Annotated in this window: 15 protein-coding genes and 2 pseudogenes; 9 read left to right on the top strand and 8 right to left on the bottom strand. The window is 68.1% G+C overall.

Going from position 1 to position 17,201, the window contains the following annotated elements; translation table 11 throughout:
* Positions 1–290: 290 nt before the first annotated feature.
* From ACIQM0_RS19230 to ACIQM0_RS19210, 5 genes are all read left to right on the top strand, one after another.
* Complete coding sequence (locus tag ACIQM0_RS19230) at positions 291–1,202, top strand: hypothetical protein (protein ID WP_401288002.1); 912 nt, start codon at positions 291–293, stop codon at positions 1,200–1,202.
* 181 nt (positions 1,203–1,383) lie between these two features.
* On the top strand, positions 1,384–1,656 hold the full coding sequence (locus tag ACIQM0_RS19225; RefSeq protein ID WP_401288000.1) for a hypothetical protein: 273 nt from the start codon (positions 1,384–1,386) through the stop codon (positions 1,654–1,656).
* Between the two features lie 149 nt (positions 1,657–1,805).
* Positions 1,806–1,988, top strand: a complete 183-nt coding sequence (locus ACIQM0_RS19220; RefSeq protein ID WP_401287998.1) for a hypothetical protein — start codon at positions 1,806–1,808, stop codon at positions 1,986–1,988.
* Positions 1,989–2,149: 161 nt separating this feature from the next.
* On the top strand, positions 2,150–3,511 hold the full coding sequence (locus ACIQM0_RS19215) for a transposase (protein WP_401287996.1): 1,362 nt from the start codon (positions 2,150–2,152) through the stop codon (positions 3,509–3,511).
* A complete protein-coding gene (locus tag ACIQM0_RS19210) occupies positions 3,504–4,256 on the top strand; it encodes an ATP-binding protein (protein ID WP_401287994.1) in 753 nt (250 codons plus the stop codon). The genes ACIQM0_RS19215 and ACIQM0_RS19210 overlap by 8 nt, the downstream gene beginning before the upstream one ends.
* On the opposite strand, the gene ACIQM0_RS19205 is transcribed toward ACIQM0_RS19210, so the two are convergent.
* From ACIQM0_RS19205 to ACIQM0_RS19190, 4 genes are all read right to left on the bottom strand, one after another.
* The gene (locus ACIQM0_RS19205; RefSeq protein WP_401287991.1) at positions 4,219–4,659 is read right to left on the bottom strand and encodes a hypothetical protein; all 441 of its coding nucleotides are present in this window, start codon (positions 4,657–4,659) and stop codon (positions 4,219–4,221) included. The two genes, ACIQM0_RS19210 and ACIQM0_RS19205, sit on opposite strands and share 38 nt — an antisense overlap.
* A 66-nt stretch (positions 4,660–4,725) precedes the next feature.
* Positions 4,726–6,366: a tyrosine-type recombinase/integrase gene (locus ACIQM0_RS19200; protein ID WP_401287988.1), complete on the bottom strand. Its 1,641-nt coding sequence runs from the start codon at positions 6,364–6,366 to the stop codon at positions 4,726–4,728.
* Positions 6,367–6,388: 22 nt separating this feature from the next.
* Positions 6,389–6,703 carry a helix-turn-helix domain-containing protein gene (locus ACIQM0_RS19195; RefSeq protein WP_401287986.1) on the bottom strand — a complete coding sequence of 105 codons (315 nt, stop codon included), beginning with the start codon at positions 6,701–6,703 and terminating at the stop codon, positions 6,389–6,391.
* Entirely contained in the window at positions 6,700–7,764 is a 1,065-nt protein-coding gene (locus tag ACIQM0_RS19190; protein WP_401287984.1) for a tyrosine-type recombinase/integrase, read from the bottom strand. The genes ACIQM0_RS19195 and ACIQM0_RS19190 overlap by 4 nt, the downstream gene beginning before the upstream one ends.
* Positions 7,765–7,895: 131 nt before the next feature.
* On the opposite strand from ACIQM0_RS19190, the gene ACIQM0_RS19185 reads away from it, so the two are divergent.
* Positions 7,896–8,075 carry an ATP-binding protein gene (locus ACIQM0_RS19185; RefSeq protein ID WP_401287982.1) on the top strand — a complete coding sequence of 60 codons (180 nt, stop codon included), beginning with the start codon at positions 7,896–7,898 and terminating at the stop codon, positions 8,073–8,075.
* A gap of 366 nt (positions 8,076–8,441) precedes the next feature.
* Here the strand turns inward: ACIQM0_RS19185 and ACIQM0_RS19180 are convergent, their stop codons facing one another.
* Complete coding sequence (locus ACIQM0_RS19180; protein ID WP_401287979.1) at positions 8,442–8,783, bottom strand: hypothetical protein; 342 nt, start codon at positions 8,781–8,783, stop codon at positions 8,442–8,444.
* A 92-nt stretch (positions 8,784–8,875) separates the two neighbouring features.
* Between ACIQM0_RS19180 and ACIQM0_RS19175 the strand changes: the two genes are divergently transcribed.
* The gene (locus ACIQM0_RS19175; protein ID WP_401287976.1) at positions 8,876–10,435 is read left to right on the top strand and encodes a hypothetical protein; all 1,560 of its coding nucleotides are present in this window, start codon (positions 8,876–8,878) and stop codon (positions 10,433–10,435) included.
* Between the two features lie 695 nt (positions 10,436–11,130).
* Here the strand turns inward: ACIQM0_RS19175 and ACIQM0_RS19170 are convergent.
* The 3 genes and pseudogenes from ACIQM0_RS19170 to ACIQM0_RS19160 all read right to left on the bottom strand — a co-directional run.
* Complete coding sequence (locus ACIQM0_RS19170; RefSeq protein WP_401287974.1) at positions 11,131–12,120, bottom strand: hypothetical protein; 990 nt, start codon at positions 12,118–12,120, stop codon at positions 11,131–11,133.
* A gap of 384 nt (positions 12,121–12,504) precedes the next feature.
* A complete protein-coding gene (locus ACIQM0_RS19165; RefSeq protein WP_401287970.1) occupies positions 12,505–13,953 on the bottom strand; it encodes a hypothetical protein in 1,449 nt (482 codons plus the stop codon).
* Between the two features lie 214 nt (positions 13,954–14,167).
* Positions 14,168–14,302, bottom strand: a pseudogene (locus ACIQM0_RS19160) (HNH endonuclease); the annotation flags it as partial.
* A 4-nt stretch (positions 14,303–14,306) separates the two neighbouring features.
* Between ACIQM0_RS19160 and tpg the strand changes: the two are divergent.
* Together tpg and ACIQM0_RS19150 are read left to right on the top strand one after the other, a co-directional pair.
* Positions 14,307–14,537, top strand: a pseudogene (gene tpg, locus ACIQM0_RS19155) (telomere-protecting terminal protein Tpg); the annotation flags it as partial.
* A 204-nt stretch (positions 14,538–14,741) separates the two neighbouring features.
* Positions 14,742–17,126, top strand: coding sequence for a hypothetical protein (locus ACIQM0_RS19150; RefSeq protein ID WP_401287968.1), 2,385 nt, complete (start codon positions 14,742–14,744; stop codon positions 17,124–17,126).
* The last annotated feature ends 75 nt before the right edge of the window (positions 17,127–17,201 follow it).

The raw sequence follows: 17,201 nt of genomic DNA, 5'->3' as shown, positions 1-17,201 counted from the left end.
CGCCGTGCAACCGGCGCTCGTTAACAGCCCTGGTCTGCACGCCAATCCCGTAGCAGAGTCAGATGCAAGGCAAAAACTCGCATACCGCCCTCTCACAGCATCGTCATCTGCCCGGGCCCCTGCAGCGCTACCGGCCCCGCGCGGGAGGGACTGGCTCTGCTGAACCTCTGTACCTATTGGCTGACTACCTGCATGACCGCAGTCGGGACCTTCGGGAGAAGGTAGTCCCCCCTGCTTCTTTGTGGACAGCAGCAGCCAAGTACGCACCCACGGAAAGTGACGTCCGCGCGATGGCACGCGCCGCCCATAAGCACAAAGCACTCGGCTGCGAGCCTCTGTACATTCGGGCTGACGCGACGGGCTACTCCGGCCCGCTTCACTGGTTCATCCGCCAGCTGATCGCCGCCGCAGACTACGCACGGGCGCGGCATCTGATCGAGGCGCACTGTCCGAACCATAGCTTCCTGCTGGGTGAACTGGCCGCTGCCCTCGCTTCTGCTGGACGGCGCCGTGAGTACGAGGAAGTCAGCCAGCTCGCCCGCTCGGCAAGCGGCGACCTGCGCGGTAGTCGCCGCCTTGCCCACCATCTAGTGACTGCGGGGCTCGACGAGGAAGCTGAGCGCCAGTACTACTGGGCTGCGGAGCGAGGTGACGCGTTCGCTGCTGAGTGGGTCACCCTGCGAGCAGCGAGGCGCGGCAGGCATGCGGAGGCGGCACAGGTATCAAAACAGGCCTTGCTGAAGCACTACAGCCACGGCCCGCTCCTGGCACTTGCGCGACATCACGCTGCGGCAGGTGCCGTATCCCAGGCAGGCAACCTGTGCAGAACCCTGGCGGAATGCGGCTTTGCTGACCAGCTTGTCGTAGCGGCCAAAGAGCAGGCCGATCGTCGCGACCACGCCGGCGCTCAGGTCTTCTATCAAGCTGCTGCTGACGTATCGCACCCTGCAGCTTTGGAATGGCTGTCGCACAGAAGTGAAGGGAATGGAGACGAGAAGCTTGCCGAGCGCCTTGCCCAGGATGCGTCAAGGGCTGGCAACAGCGGTGCTCTACACGCACTCGCACACCTCCGGATGTCGAAGGGGCGGTGGGCCGACGCATACCGCCTCAACCAGGCAGCAGCAGAAGCAGGATCTTCGCTCGCTTCTGACTGGCTCGCGCGCTATCCGCCGCCGTCAACCTGCAACTCCCCAGACATCTAAGCTCAGCAGCAGCTTCAGGCGCCTCGCGTCCTATCGGATGAAGAACTCGACTCATGTGAGGACCCCGAAGCGGTGACCCAGAGCTGGATCGACGCCGTTGCGGAGCACCCCGGCTCGTTCTACCACCAGGTCGATTACGCAGTCATAAATTGCCGTCACCGAACAGCCGATAGCAGCCAATGTGCCTGGCCCCGGACCGCTCGCGGATCGTGATCGAGTCGACGGAGTCCAACACTACGGGCGGAAGAACCCGCCCGACGAGCACGGCAAGGCCACCTGGACCGCGGTACCGCGGTTGTATGTGGAGATGGTCGCCGAGGACCGTCGGCTCAGGCTCGCCAGATACGAGATCTACGGTTCTGGCGGATACGAGCTCTCTGCCCCAGGCGGCAGGCAGCTCCTGGAGAAGTTCTTCACCGAACTCCTCACCCGGCACCAGAAGCCCACGCTGTGAACCGGTGCTTCACCCGGCCCGGTGGTACGGCGGTGCCGCCTGGCCTGAGCAGTTCGGCCCGGCAGGGGTGCGAGGCGTAGCGCCGGCGGGGAGTGTCAGTGCCGGGTGGGATCATCGCCTGGGGTGGCTGCGAGGGCAGGGGGTCGGTTGTGGCGGTGGAGTGGGACCGGGTCGGGCAGCCGGGGTTCGACCGGATAGTCGAGGCGCTGGTGCACCGGATGTTCGACGCGTCCGCTCGCGTGGAGGTGGTGAACGGGCGCGGCGGGGATGACGGTATCGACATTAAGGTCACTCACGGGTCGAGGGTGCGGATCTTCCAGTTGAAGTACTGATGGCGCTCTTTGAATCTCCTCAGGTGCCGCTCTTCAAGTGGCCAAACCTGCTCAGGTGATCTCCCCACCCTTTGCGTGATCCTCCCGGCGTGTCGAGATGGTGTCGGCGTGTCGTGGAGAGCCTGCGTGAGCACGGAGTTCGGCCTGTTGAAGGGCCCTGGATGCTCACTTGGGAGGAAGACGTGGATGCTCACGCACTGCGTCGCCAGGGCTGGTCGATCTCGGCGATCGCCCGGCACCTGGGGCACGACCGCAAGACGATCCGCGCTTATCTGAACGGCGAGCGAGTCTCCGGATATCGCCGCCAGTCGCCGGACGCGTTCATGCCCTTCGTGGAGTACTGCCGCCAACGGCTGAGCGATGACCCGCACTTGTGGGCATCGACGCTCTTCGACGAAGTGGTGGAACTGGGCTATTTGGGCGGCTACTCCACCTTCACCCGTGCCTTGCGGAGATACAAGGCACGACCGCACTGCGAACCGTGCCGGGCTTCGAGCGGTCGCGACGTCGCGATCATCGCGCATCCTCCGGGCGAGGAGATCCAGTTCGACTGGGTTGAACTTCCGGATCCGCCCGCGGAGTGGGGCGTCGGTGCCAACGCGCATCTCCTCGTCGGTGCCCTGGCTCACTCGGGCCGATGGCGGGCCGTGCTTGCGGAGGCGGAGACTTTCCCGCACCTGGTGCAGTCCATCGACGCCGTGCTGCGGCGCCTGGGCGGAACCGCCCGAAGGTGGCGGTTCGACCGGATGGCCACCGTCTGCCACCCGCCGACCGGACGGGTTCTGCCGACATTCGCCGCCGTCGCGAAGTACTACGGAGTCGGCGTCGACATCTGTCCGCCGCGACGGGGCAACCGCAAGGGTGTCGTCGAGAAGGCCAATCACTCAGCGGCCCAACGCTGGTGGCGAACGGTCCCGGACGGCATCAGCATCGAGGCAGGCCAGAACGGCATCGACAAGCTGGCCGTGCAGATGGACAGTCGTAAACGCAAGCTCGACGGAGCTTCGACCACGGTTGCCGCGCTCGCTGAGGCCGAGCCGCTGCTGGACCTGCCGACCCGACCGTTCCCCGCCGAGTTGGAACAGACGCGCGTCGTCAGCCCGCAAGGACTGGTTTCCTTCGCCGGCAACCAGTACTCGGTCCCACCCGGGCTGACCGGCGCCCACGTCACGGTCCGGATCCGGCTCGGCGAGGACGATCTGCATGTGGTCACCGCTGGCCGCGCGGTCATCGCCCACCATCGCCGGGCACCGGACGGAGCCGGGCAGACCATTCGGGACGCCGGACACGTCGTCGCCCTCGAACGAGCCGTCCTCGCCTCGTTCTCCGACAAGGCGCCCTGTCGCACCAAGGTCCGCCGGCCTCCATCGGCCGCAGCCCAGGCGGAAGCCGAGAAGCTTCGCGGCCGACCTGAATCGGACGTCGCGAACCGGGTCGTGATCGACCTGTCCCACTACGCCGCCGTCGCCGACCGGCTCCGGCAGGCCCCCACCCACGAAGACCAGGAGCGCGAGAGTGAGTGACCCCATGCCGATGAGCGAGGCCCGCCGCTACCAACAGCTACGAGGCCACCTGTCCTATCTGAAACTCAACGACGCCGCCGAAGCCCTTCCCCGCGTCCTGGACCAGGCCCGAGCCGAGCGAATGACCCTCACCACCGCCCTGGAGAAACTCCTCGAGATCGAGGTCGAGGCGACTGAAGCCCGCAAACTCTCCTCCCGGCTGCGGTTCGCCTGCCTGCCAGAACCGTGGACCTTGAACGACTTTGACTTCGCCGCCCAGCCCGGCGTCGACGAGAAACTCATCCGCGACCTGGCCACCTTGAGGTTCCTCGACAACGCCTCGAACGTCCTGCTCGTCGGACCGCCCGGCGTCGGCAAGACCATGCTGGCCGTCGCACTCGCCCGCTCCGCAGTCGATGCCGGCCACCGCGTCTACTTCACCACCGCAGCCGAACTCGCCGCCAAGTGCCACAAAGCCGCACTCGAAGGCCGCTGGTCAAGCATCATGAGGTTCTTTGCCGGACCCCGCCTCCTCGTGATCGACGAACTGGGATACCTCCCGCTGCCGGGCGACGGCGCTTCAGCCCTCTTCCAGGTGATCAACCAGAGGTATCTGAAGTCGAGCACGATCCTCACGACCAATGTCGGTATCGCCAAAGCGCACATGTTCCGGCGAACCTGTGCGAGGCGGTGCCTGAACAGCACGGGTTCTGCCGCGTCTCGACGTGTCAGACGGCCTTTGGCTGTCCACCAAGAGCGGTTGTGAGCTCAGCTTGAAGCTGGGGGGCGTCCGTGACTGAGATGAGGCGGGAGGCGATGAGTCCGATGCGCCATCCCGAGTCATGGTCGAACGGGGGACGTATACCGGCAGCGTTGTGGGCCACCTTGGCAACCAACTCAGCGAGGGTGAATAGCAGGGCCTGCTCCTCGTTCAGCGGGGCGTTTTGATCCAGGCTCCGTCGCCGCAGTCGGTCGAAGACTTCGCGGGCCTGCGGCCACTGCTCTTCGGTCTCGGCCAGGAACAGAGCGTTGTCGACTTCTGGGAAGTCCCCGAGGTTTCGGTTCGCGGCTCGAAGTACGTTGCCGGCCCAGGTCACGGGGGCGGGTTGGCTCTCGAACCGGGAACGTCCCCATGCATACAGTCCCTGGGCGTTCGTCTGATCAGCCATGATTGCTCGCTTCGTCTGGTGGTGTTGCTGGCCCGGGGCTCCCAGCGGAGGGTAGACGTCCGCTGGCTATCCGGCACCGGAGTTTGTGCCAGTCGGGAGCCGACCGGCGTCGACGTGATCGGCGAGGTAGATCATGACGCCTTCGGGCTCCATGCCGAGGGCAGCAGCGACGAGCTTGGGGTCGAGGGTGTTGACCAGGTCGGCGAGTCGGGTGCTTCGCAGGGTTCGGGGTGGGATGCCGCAGGGGTCCAGGAGGTGACTGACGTAGGCGGTCGAGGCCGATGCCCGGCCGGTCTTACTGATCCGGGTGACGATCACGTGGGGGTTGTCGGTGCGCTGGTCTGCGCGGTGGGCCAGGCAGCGCTGGAGTGACGTCCAGCTGGCCGGGTCCATGGGCACCGGGTGCGGTCGTTTGCCCAGGCGGATGGTGCGGTTGGCAGGGTTGAGGTCGTCTACGCGCAGGAGCCGGACCTCCCTGCTGGAGGCCGCGTGGAGGATTGCCAGGATTCCGAGCAGTGCCTCGTGAGGGTGCGCGTCGGTGCCGGTGGTCCAGCGGCGGAACAGCTGTCGCTGTTGGTCGACGGCGAGGGTGGTGCCGCTGAACCCGGACGGGCCCTTGGCCTTCACCTCCCGGGTGGGATCGATGAGCACGACCTTGCGGGAGCGGGCGAAGCGGAAGTACTGCCGCAGCACGGTCAGTCGGCGTTGGCGGGCCTTGGGCATGGTCGCCAGGAAAGCCTCGACGTCGTGGACATCGGTCAGGGCCCAGTCCTGCTTGCTGCGCGTGCCGGTCAGGAAGAGGGCGAGGTCGCGGACGATCGCCAGGGCCGCCTCGATGGTGCTGTCGGTGCGAGGCAGGGTGCCGGCCTTCAGGGCGCGCTCGCGTGCTCGCAACATGGACTCGGCGAACTCCTGGACCTGCGGTCGAAGCGCGGGTGGGGTGGCGTCGATGCGGCCTCGGCGGCGTCCGGCGGCGAGCCGTTGCGCTTGGTCGGTGGGAAGGGCGAGGCCGCGCTGGGTGAAGAAGTCTTCGAGTGCGCGGGCGAGGGAGCCCATCGAGCGGCCGGGGCGGCGGGCGCGGTCCAGCAGGGCCTGTGGGTGGTTGGGCTGTTCGTCGTCCAGGAGCCTTCCCAGGGTGCTGATCATGGTGCAGACGCGACTCGCGCAGTGCCGGTCGGCGAGATGGCCGGCGAAGTCACCCAGCCAGGACACGGGCTCGGCGAGGCGTGCGGCCAGATTCTCGGCGGCAACAAAGGGGCGGTCGGGGTGCTTCTGCCAGCAGGCCGAACAGAGCCCGAGTCCGGCGTGGCGCCGCACCTGACCGCAGTCGGCGCACTGCCGCGGTGGCTGCTTGCTCTGCCGCTGGCGCGAGCAGTGGCCGCACCATCCGGTGCCGGCCTGCAGGAAGCCGGGCCGCTGGCAGCGCGGGCAGACCTGCTTCGCGGCCTGCCGGTCGGCTTCGCGTCGGCAGATCCCGCAGTGGCTGGCGGTCGGCGAGCGAACCGGGCGTCCGCAGCCCGCGCAGGTCCGCGAGCAGGTGATGCACCGTCCGGTGTCGGCCTGCAGGACGCGTGACCTTTCGCAGGCAGGGCAGGACGCACGGGCGGCTTCGTCCTTCATCCGGGCCGTGCAGCGGCAGCAGTGCTGCCGGTCGATGAACCCGACCGGCGCCCCGCAACCGACGCAGTCCCGCTGCCTCTTGCCCATGTCTCGCCCGCACCTCCTTCGCTCAGATCGGCGGCATCGACCGGCCCCGGGCCGAGGCGACCCGGGGCAGATCGGCTGCCGGTCGAGGAGGAGCCGCAGGGCGTTCGGCGGGGGTGGTGTCGACCTCGATCAGGTCGTTGGGGGTGCACTCCAGCGCGGTGCACAACGCTGCGAGCGTGGACATCTTCACCTGCGAGGGTTCCTTGGTGAACAGGGCCGACACCGAAGCGGAGGACAGTTCCAGGCCGGCTTTCTCGGCCAGGAGCCGCCGCAGTTGGGCTCCGGTCCAGACCTCGCGCTGGGCGGCGGCCATCCGCAGCTTCCACTTGATGTTCACGGCGTGGGTTCCTCTCCGGTGAGCTCGCCGAGCGTGCTGGTCACGGCGCGTCGATAGGCGTCCTCGATGAACGTGGCCGAGGGCCGGACGTATCTCATGGTCGAACTGACTGTCCAGTGACCGAGTAGCTGCTGGATGGCCACCAGATCCACTCCGCGCTCGTAGTTGTGGGTCGCGCAGGCCCTCCGCAGTGCATGGGGGCTGAACCGGTCCGCGGCCGGACGGCCCTCCAACTCCATCAGATAGCGCAGGCGGTTGCGGACGGTGCCCTGGTGCAGGTGGCCGCCCGACTCGTCGGCGAACAGCGCGAGCGAGCTGGGGAACTTGCCGCGGACGTCGTCGAGGAACCAGCGCAGGACCAGGTCCAGATGGTCGAGCATGGGCACCCAGCGCGGCCGGGGCCCGGAGGTGTGGGCGCCCTTGCCGAAACGCACGTGCAGCTTGCCAAACGGTCCGCGACCGAAGTGCACGTCCGGGCGGTCCAGGAGCGCGGCCTCCTCCGAGCGCAGGCCGGCGTGATACAGCGTCCGGAACAGCGCGTAGTCGCGGGCCGCGGGCGCGTACTTGCGGGCGGTTGCGATCCGGGCCTTCAGAAAGTCGAAGAACTCCTCGACCCGCTCGGGGGTCGGCGGCGGCAGCAGAGCCGGGGAGTCGTCGCCGACATGCCGCGAGGCGTTGAACTCGTCTACCGGACAGACCAGTCGAACCCCGAACGCGGCCTCGATCTCGACGGCCTTGCGGGCCTGCAGGAACCGGTGGAACCCCCTGAAGATCTGGACGTATCCACGGCGTGTGGACGGAGCCCGCCCCTCCACCGCCAGGCCGCCGACCACGCGATCAATGTCCTCGGGCGTGACATCCCACGCTGGCCGCCCCAGCGCCTTCAACGTCCGCTCCAGCAGGCCGATGTCGTTGTCGACCGTCACCGGACTGAATCCCCGGGCCCGCCAGGAGGCCACGAATGCCTCCACGCACAGGGCCTGGAACTCCCACGGATCCCAGGCGACGGGTATCTCAGGCACGGTCCGGCCCTCGATCACCCGCAGACGCGACTCCACCATCCGACACACCTTCCTCGCACCTGACGAATGAAGGTAGCGCCTACAAAACATCGCTGTCAGCTAGACAATCAAAGAGACGCCCAGACCCCTGAAACAGGCAGGTCGCAGGGCCGACGTCTCTCACGGAACAAGTGCCAGCCCCAGTTGACTGGGCAGGCGCTTTCGGCGACGCGACCGTTGCCGCCGCGATGCTCGACCGGCTCCTTCACCGCGCCGCCGTCGTCGGCATCGACGGACCCTCCTACCGGCTCCGATCACACCAGTCCCACGCCGACAACCTCCGCAAAGGAGTGACTGGACGTGCAGGTTGAATTCCGGGAGTGCCCCATCTGCTGGACGTCATTCCAGGTCAACCGCAATGCTGCAGCCCGGCACACCTACTGCACCCCCCGCTGCAAAGCAGAGGCCGCTCGTAGCCGACGCCGCGAACGCGACGAAGCCGCCGACGTCGCTGAGGGCGAACCGATGAAGCCAGCGTCGCCAGACCCGACACCACTCGCGCCCACGGCCGTCCGGAACTGCCCGCACTGCGACAAGCCCGTCACCATCGTCGCCCTACTGGCCACTCCCGAGGCCGCGCGACCCACCATCCCAGCAGCAAGTCGGGACGTGATCCCGATGCGCCGCAACTGAGCTGACGCAGGTCGCTGACTCTGCCGACCCGCTGGCCGGCAGAGTCAGTCGGCGTCTTCAAACAGGGTGCTGATGTTGTTCCACATGAAGGTGTCCTTCCATTCCGGACGCCCCTCAGACCAGCCACTCAAGGCAGCAATCACCCTTTCCTGGGAGATCGTCCGGGTCTGGTAATGCTCCGCAGCGGTCCCATCGCGGAACTCCAGCTGATAGGTGTTGTCATCCCTCAGCCACACCTGCACATACCAGTCGCCATCAGCCTCAGCGCCGACTCGCTCGACGATCACGAAAGCATTTCCCCTACCGAGGTTCGCCACCATCCGGCTCAACGCTGACGTCTTCGGGTTTCCCACCCGGCGACCATGTTCGTCTCTCGCTTGCAGCATGGCCCGATCATCGCCGACGGGTCTGACACCAGCCGAAGAGCAACCCAGTCGTGCTCAGCCTCGCTCCCCGCATTCCTCAGTTGGTTCACTTCGTGAACCAACTGAGGCGAAGAGCAGGTCTGGGGAAAATTTCAGATCCGCATCAGTACTACCTGGACGGTTTCCCGACCACGGCGCACAAGGGGCGACGCAAGTCGATCAGGCAGTCGTTCGCGCGGGCCGTGCAGCACTACCCGTGGGAGTGGATCCTGGTGGTGCCGTGCACCCTGACCACGGCGGAGCGGGAGTTTGTCACCTCTCTGGCGGTCGGGCAGGCGGTACGGGTCGGGGTGTGGGACCGGGCGAAGCTGGACGGACTGCTGGCCACGCACGCGGACCTGGAAGCCTCCTTCACCCGAAAGCAGTTGTTCGAGGCGGCGCAGGTCTACGGGCAGGAGCGGGCGCTGCTGATGGACGGGATGCGGGATGTGAGTGCCCGGGTGGCGGCGCTGGGGCGCCAGGCCGACGGACTGGACGACCATTGGACGGTGGACTTCACTCGGCAGGGCGAGAGGGTGGTGCAGACGCTGCGCGGCAAGCACCCTCGGGCTCACGAGGTTTCGCCCGTGGAATTCACGCTGACCGGGAATGGCCCTTGGGTCCCGGAGCTCGCCGCAGCGGTACGGCGCAGCCTGGGGTTCGGGCTGCCGGAGGAAGTGGTGCTTCCGCGCGAGGCGGTGGAGAGCATGACGGTCTCCGGGCCCGAGTGGCTGTCCGGGGAGCACCGGAACGTCGAGGTGCGGTGGCGGCCGGTGGTTTCGGCCCCGCCGGGCGAGACGGGCGTGGATGTGGTCTTCCTCGACGGTGGGCAGGTCATCGCCTCCTACCCGGGCACGCTGGGCCACTTGGGTCGCGGCAGCATCGGCCGGTCCGTCAAAGTGGAACTGAGCGGTGGGGAGATGCAGTTGATGATCCCCCGGGCGGCCGGCGTGCCGGCTTCGATGCGTTTCGCGTTCTGGCTGGAGCGGCTGGAGCCCGCCGCCGCCCTGCGTCTGTTGCGGATACGCCAGCGCATCGTGGCCGGCGGCGCCTTCGAGGTCCGCACGAGCACGGGGGTGATCGGGGGCGGCCAGCTGCCAGCAGAGTCCGGGGCAACCCACCAGGAGGTGACGGAGTTGCGCCGCTACGTCGAGGACCTGGACGTCGTCCAGCGCCACTGTGAGCAGTACTTCCCCGTCCCCACCGAGCTGACGCCGACCGACCGGATCGCTCTGCGCATGGCACGCCTCCTCCTGGACGGGCACTGCGTGATCTCCCCGTTCCTGCCCCGGCTGTCTTTCACGCTGACCGGGCAGAATTCCCCCTCTCTGCGAGCCCTGCTCGGTGGCGAGCAGCAGTCCGTGCGGGGCGGTAGCGAGGAGTTCGCTATCACGCTCGCCGGGCGGCGTCTGAATCTGGGGCCTGTGCTCTTCTTCCATCCCCGTGTCGCAGCCGAGGAGGCAGATGGCCGAAGGGCTCTGGCCGCTCTCGATGCCGGGCACGGTGACGGGTATGTGGTCGAGGTGCGGCCCGCCGACGGCGAACGCTTCCGGCTGCTGCTGCAGGACGCCGCGGTCGGCACCGGACAGGATCCCGTGCCGCTGGGCCTGCCCGGCTTCCCCGAACCGCGCTGACGCAACGCGCAGCACGCAGGCACCTGGGTGTCGCCGGGCTGGCCTCGTCCAGTGAGCACGCAGTGGGAGGGACGGAGTGGTGATGAGCCGGGAGATCCAGGACATGGCCCCATGGACGGACTGGGTGCCGTTGATCAGTGCTGATCCGCCGCCCTGACCGGGTGTCTACCTGGCCAGGCAGGGCACGGGTGGGCCCGTGGTGTACGAGGGAGTGGGACGGGGGATCGCAAGGGCGGAGGGCTGCGCGGGCGGCTGCGGCGCTACACCAGCGGCAAGGCGCTGACCTCCGGGCTGGGTGAAGGGCTCTTCGACCGGGCTCTGGCCGATCGGGACTGGCTGCGTGAGCGGCTGACGAAGGTGGAGAGGGGCCGACCGATGCGGGCTTCTCAGTGGGGCAAGGCCGCACTGTCCTGGGCTGACTTGTACGTGTGCTGGGCTCTTTCCGAAAACCGTGAGCAAGCTATGGCCTTGGAGAGCAGGGTGCTGGCGGTTCCCGGCGTGGAGTGGTGGAACCGGGCGCGCTGATCCGCTTACCAGCGTCCAGGTCTTCGACGCCGTCAGCCAGACCGCATCCGGCGGCAGAGAGCTTCGCAGCACGTACAGGGCCGACAGCGCGCAGGCCGGATGGGGAGTCGCCCTCGGCCGCACGTGGTCCTTCTTTGCGTCCACCCGGGTGGACGCAAAGAAGGAGCCGGTCATGCCAGGACGAACCGGCAGTGCTCCGGCTCGAGTTCGAGTTCGAGTTCGAGCCCTGACCCGGACAGGCTACGCAGGGTGGCGGCGGTCGGATAGGTGTCGCCACCCTGCAGCCGCTCGGTACCGGGCCGGTCCAGGACGAGAACTCTGTCACTGTGCGAGGCCATGCCGTCCGGCAGGTGCGCTGCGGTGACCGGCTCGTCCGGGTCTTGCGCATCGGTGGTGAGGACCTGTGAGGTCACGAGCACCGCCAGGCAGTGTGCGCGGGCGAGGGCCCTGAGTTCGGCCATGGTTGAGGCGGTGTCGCGTCCCTCGTCCGTGAGGTCGCTGAAGTGCCATACCGAGTCGACGACCCACAGCCGCAGTGTCCGGTTCCTACGCGCCGCGGCCACAAGGCCGGCGCGGAGGCTGTCGCGTGCGCTGGTGCCGACCCGTGCTCCGTGCCTGAGCAAGGGGGCGGCGGTCAGTTCAGGCATTGCGGTGGCCTTAAACGCCTCCCAGCCGCCGGGGGGTTCCTGGGATCGCGCGTCGAAGCCGTACCGGGCGGCGAGGACCTTCTGCCCGAGAGATTTGCTGGTGATCTCCCCCGAGGTGAACAGGGCGGCGATACCCTTCATGGCGTTGTGCAGAGCAACGTTCAGCGCCAGTGTGGAACGGCCGGCCGTGGGCAGCGATACCAGACTTGTCACCGTCCCTGGGGCCAGGGAGGCGAGCCCGGCTGCGCCGCTCCAAGGCCAGTCACACCGCACCTGTCCACGCGGTTCCGGCAGCGCAGGGGTGGCGGTTGTCCGGTTTCCTGTCGCCATCGTCGCTTCGCGGGCCAGAAGTTCGACGGCCGCTGCCCGTCCCTGGGCGTTGAGGGGGCTGGGGAGCCGACCGGCGGCTGCGGCTTCCCTCACGCGGCGTAGGGCCTCTTGGTGGCCACAGCCCAGAATGGCATGCAGGTGTTTGGCGATGCGTTGCTGATGGGTGGTGTTCCGGCTCGTCATGACAGCTCCTGCGCGCTGGCGGTGCCGTCCCACCCCGGCGGTGCCAGGTGCGCGGGACATCATGGACATGTCTGCGAACACACCAAGATGTTCACGCCTTCCGAGCGGCCGCTCAGGTTCGCTCTCGGCCAAGAGGTGGGCCCCGGCCGCAGCACGTGCAGGCGATACACGTGGAGCAGACGATACCGGCACACCAGGGCCGTACGGGCCGGATTCCGCTAACACGAACCGCCACAAGCTGGCACGCCGATGCACCTCGTGCTGGTAGAAACCTGCCACCGTACGCCTGCAGGCCCGTTCCGGCCATGCTCGCGTAGGCGGGTGCTCCGGTTGGCGATGCTGGGCTCCGGCGACGCGTGCAGTCCTGGAACGGGAGCGCGACCGCTACGCGGTTCCGCCTTTAGTCCAGGGAAGCCACCGCTTGCGGCCGACCGCCGGGATCTCGCGCCCTCCGGCAGGGGGCTCGTCCCGTTCGCCTCCTGAGTGGGCCTGGCCGAGCACGGCGGCCTGCACGGCCGACCAGTCCTGCGTGCGCCACCAGCGGAACAGGTCGCCGGAGGCGATCACGGGAAACGGGAGGACGTCGACGACCCTGCGCTGATACACCTCGGCCGGGCGCTCGGCGGGGTCGAGGCGATGCTGGTGGTTGACGATCAAGGCAGCGCAGGTGACAGGCTGACCGGGCCGCAGCTGTGGCCATTTGTCCAGATGACGTTGAAGCTGCGAGATCAGTTTCTCCCCCGCAGCCCCTGCGGCGGCCTTCACTTCGACCAGACAGGTAGACCCGTTCCGCACGGCAAGCAGGTCCGCCGACAAGGTGCCGCCCAATTCCTCGTCAAGATCGATGACGACGAAGCCGGCGGCACGCAGCACCACGGCCACGGCGTCTTCCAGCACGCTGCCGGTGCCGTACAGCAGACCGGCCCGCACGGGTTCGGCCTCCTGCCGCGCCCGCTGCAGTTCGTCTTCCATGCGGGTCTTGTCCTCCAGGTAGCGGCGCTCCAACTCTTCCAGGTCGCTGCGTGCTTGCGTCTCTGTGAGGGTCTCCAGGGCGGGATCGAGATGGTGGCGTGAGCGGACGCGGCGCAGTGCGGCCGGTACGTGCTCGGGAAGGGCGCGCTGGACGAGCCAGTCGACGACCTGGTTCCAGTCGACGGCGTCAGGGATCACATACCAGATCTGCTGGCCGTCGGCGGATGTCCAGCGTGCGACGACGGGCTTGCCCAGGCTGTCGACGAGGATCGGCAAGAGCTCGCCCTCGGGCTCGTGAACCGTCGTTCCGCGCGGGCTCGCCAAGGCGCTCGCCTGCAAGGTCATCGCCCACCAGGGGGCGTCCTTACGGTTGAGCAGTCTCAATCCGAGGTCGTGGTCGGCCGCGTCCAGACCGGGAACCAGGGAGACCTCCGCCCCCGCGAGCAGCCGCTCGCCGATGATCGCGCCGTTGAAATGGCGGAAGTCCACGCGGCCGCCGGGCCAGCCGAAGACCGACCGCACGCGGTCCTCGTCATCGTCCGCCGTGCCCATCGTCGCAATGATGAGCGCGGGCTCGCCGCGCAAGGCCACTCCGGACAGGAACCTGTCGAACTCGTCGGCGCCGTGACCAGAGAAGTGGCTCGGGTTGATAGCGGCGGCGCAGGTGCTGGTGTCCATGTCGAGCCAGCGCGGCTCCGCCCCATACCTGGTCCAGGAGATGTCCGCGTACTTGGCCGAAGCCGCGAAGAGCTTGCGCGCGTAGTCGGCGGCCCGCGGATCAGGCTCTTCCATCTGCGCGGGATCGTGAACAGCGACGTGTACGGGGACGAGTCCGTTGGGACCCGTGGTGTGCGCGGCCATAGCCGAACCGTAGCGGCCCGGTGTGACACCGCCGCCAGCAGAACACTGCCCTACTCTCACCGGCGGTAGGAGTCTGGCGGGCATCTCGACCGCTGGGTTTCCCATCCGGTCGGCTGCCTTACTCTCGACGAGTGTGGGGCCCGCGAGGCGCGTGGCTTTGGAGACCTGCCTGGACCGCCGTGAAACGCTGACCCGGCACCTGCACGGCAGGGGATCAGGCGGCCGGTGTGTAGCGGACGATGGTGTCCTCGCACGGGCCCTCGGCGTATACCTTCAGCGCCTCGAGCTCACGGTCGTCCGCGGTGAGCTGCCAGCGGAGCTTGGTCGACACCCACTCCCCCACATAACACCGCCCGATCGGATCGACGGACCAGGACCGCATCCGGCACCTGACCGTTGCCCTGCCGCCCCACTTCGCCGCCCGCCTCTTCGACGTCCAAGACGCCGGCGCCAGCGGCACCCAGCTCCGGGAAATCGCGGCCGAAGCCCTCGATGAGGTCTACTTCCAGGACGGCGGCCGCCGCGCCGGCTCCCTGGAAGAGGTTCGGTTCACGGACATCGAACACCTCGAGTTCGACCTGTAGCCCGGCGCCTCGTAAAAAACGCCTGGTCCCCTGTGACTGAGCGCTTCAGTTGGCGGGGGGAGCGGTCGAGATGGCGAGCTGAGCGCGTCGACGTCTGGTCGTCGCTGAGCTGTAGCCCGGCATCAGGTGGGCCACTCCCGGGGCGGCTCTCGGTGGCACCCCCGTCATTCCGCGCCCGTCCACTGCCATGGGAGGCTTGGCGCCGTGAATTCGAGGAGATATCTGGGGCAGGCAGGTATGGAGGCAGCCGTCCTCCCCTCCCGGGCGGCCTACCTGATTGCGGGCGGCAGCGCGGCCGGGTTCCGTACGGCCGTGACGCAGGCCAGCAGCCGGTGGGGCGGCATGACCGAGCCCATCGTCGAAGCCCAGGCTTCGGGCCTGTCCCCGCTGCACGAGCAGACCGTCCGCGTGGCCAAGGTCGAGGCGCTCGTCAACATCGACGCCGACTTTCAGACTGCCAAGAAGATCGCGCAGGGCCTCGGGCTGCCCATCGTCGACCTTGCGGTCATACGGAAGAGCGACGTGGCGTTCACCTGCTCCCTGGCCGAGGTCACTAGATTCCAGGACCCGGCTTACCCTCCGATCGCAGCGAGCCCGACCGGAGCGCTCTGGCAGCTGGCGGCAGCCGGCTGCGTAGAGCCGCCGCACCACCTTCTCGAACACGTGAGAGTGAGCGGGCGGGAGGACGAGTTCGGCCGATACCAGCTGCATGACGACACCCGGATCCATAGCACGCTCGCGCAGTTCGGCGAGTACCCGAGCACCCCCCTGAGGCGCACCCCGACGATCCTGTGGGTCGTCGAGGGCGGGGGCTTCACCGACAGCATCGACTTCTGGAACACCAGGGCGCTGCGACCGGTCTACATGATGGAGGCGCCCATGCTGCTGCTGCCGGGCGCCGAAACGGTCAAGCACTGGGTCGGCTTCCCCGAGCAGGTAGCCGGTTCCCTCAAGTCTCGCCTCGGCGAGTTCACCTCCGACGTGGCGCTCGTCAGCCGCTCGGCATCGCCCGAGCAGCTGCTGGAACTCGCCTCGGCGCTCGGCCTGGAGCCCACCGAGGAGGAGCCGCGGGCCGGAGCTCGCATGCCCGCGTCCCCGGCCCGGACCGCCCCGTTCACCTTCCGGACGGACCTGGACCCCACGGCGTGGGTGACCTTCGAACGCCACTACGGCGTGCCGACGTCGTTCGACGTTCAGGTCTTCGCGGACGGGCCGAGCACCCTGCGCTTCATTCAGCCCGTCCGGTTCAACGGGTATGCCGGGGCCCTGGTGAGGTTCTGGGGCGAGCCCCTGCTCGGATTGCCGACCCGCCCGTCCATCGCCGAGCTAGTTCATCCCGATGCCCAGTGGCGGGACGACAAGCTGCAACTCGCGTTCCAGACGATGCCCCATCAGCTCGCCGTTCAGATGACGTTCCCCCTGCTGCCCCAGGCCACGGAACGGCTTCTGGACGATGTCGCCACCGGGCACCAACTGTCCTCCGCAGGACGGCTGGGAACAGCCCTGGCCGAGCGCGCCGACAGCTCCGCGCTTCTCGAGCCCGGTGTCTACGAGGCGGCCATAGCCCTGACCACGCCGCGGTCCAAGGAGCTGTTGAGGCGGCTGCAGGAGCTTCGGGCGGACGGCGATCCGGACGCCGACCTTGCCGAGCTGGCCGCCACGTGGGGTGGCCGGTCCGAGCGTCGCTATCTGCCCGCCGACAAGCTGCCGAACGTCAAGGCGGAGGACCGGGCGACGGCGCTGGAGCGGCTGTGCGCGCTGGGCTGGGCCGAGCGCGGACTGGAGAGCGTCTGCCCCTCGTGCACCAGCCGGTCGTTCGTTCCGCTCGTCCAGACCAGCGGTTCCCCACAGTGCCCCGGGTGCGGCGCCGTGTCCGCCTACCAGTCCGGCGGCACGCTGACCGCCGTGCACTACCGGCTCGACAGCTTCACCGACCGGGCCAGCGACAACGGCCTGCTGCCGCATCTGCTTGTCATCGCCGAGCTCTGCCGACGCAAGCCCCGTTCTCACTTCCTCCCCGGCACCGATGTGACCTTCGCCGACGGCACCCAGGAGGAGGTGGACATCTTCGGTGTCTGGGACGGGAAGGTCCTCTCCGGGGAAGTGAAGACTTCAGCCTCGGAGTTCACCGAGGCCCAACTCCAGCGCGACGTCGCCCTGAGCCAGCGACTCGGAGCGGACGTGCACCTGCTCGCCTCGATCACCCCAGTCGACGAGGCCGTCCGGAATGCCGCACGGGAACTGTGCGACGCAGCCGGACTGGAACTGGAGGTACTGGACCAAGCCGACCTACGCCCAGTCGCACACAAGCCCGTCCCTGCGACCGCGGCCGACGGCCTCGGCTGGCTGCGTACCGCAACGGCTGACCTGACCGCGCTGATCGAGAAGGGCAAGCCCGTCAGCCACGGCCAGGTGGCGCGCATCCTGAAGACCGCGTCCGGCGGAGCCGCCCCGGTGCCCGGACATATCGCTGCTCTCTCCTGGGCGCTGACCGAGCACGGAGATCATGCCGCAGACCTGGTAGTCCGAGTTCTCGGGGTGCTCGATGCTGCGATCCACGAGCACGGCGCGGGCGGCCGGATGGCGTAGAGGCAGCTACCGGCCTCCGCTCTGGCGCTCACTCGCCAGCTGAAGCGCTCAGTCACACCGGATGTGACTGAGCGT

Source organism: Streptomyces sp. NPDC091387 (assembly GCF_044756945.1).
Lineage (GTDB): Bacteria > Actinomycetota > Actinomycetes > Streptomycetales > Streptomycetaceae > Streptomyces.
The sequence above is the reverse complement of the archived record's forward strand: the minus strand, read 5'-3'. Positions and strand labels throughout refer to the sequence as shown.

Bases quoted from the DNA above. Each gene is read 5' to 3' on its own strand.
- ACIQM0_RS19230 (WP_401288002.1), top strand. From the start codon at position 291: ATGGCACGCGCCGCCCATAAGCACAAAGCACTCGGCTGCGAGCCTCTG.
- ACIQM0_RS19215 (WP_401287996.1), top strand. From the start codon at position 2,150: ATGCTCACTTGGGAGGAAGACGTGGATGCTCACGCACTGCGTCGCCAG.
- ACIQM0_RS19205 (WP_401287991.1), bottom strand. From the start codon at position 4,659: ATGGCTGATCAGACGAACGCCCAGGGACTGTATGCATGGGGACGTTCC.
- ACIQM0_RS19200 (WP_401287988.1), bottom strand. From the start codon at position 6,366: ATGGGCAAGAGGCAGCGGGACTGCGTCGGTTGCGGGGCGCCGGTCGGG.
- ACIQM0_RS19190 (WP_401287984.1), bottom strand. From the start codon at position 7,764: ATGGTGGAGTCGCGTCTGCGGGTGATCGAGGGCCGGACCGTGCCTGAG.
- ACIQM0_RS19180 (WP_401287979.1), bottom strand. From the start codon at position 8,783: ATGCTGCAAGCGAGAGACGAACATGGTCGCCGGGTGGGAAACCCGAAG.
- ACIQM0_RS19170 (WP_401287974.1), bottom strand. From the start codon at position 12,120: ATGACGAGCCGGAACACCACCCATCAGCAACGCATCGCCAAACACCTG.
- ACIQM0_RS19165 (WP_401287970.1), bottom strand. From the start codon at position 13,953: ATGGCCGCGCACACCACGGGTCCCAACGGACTCGTCCCCGTACACGTC.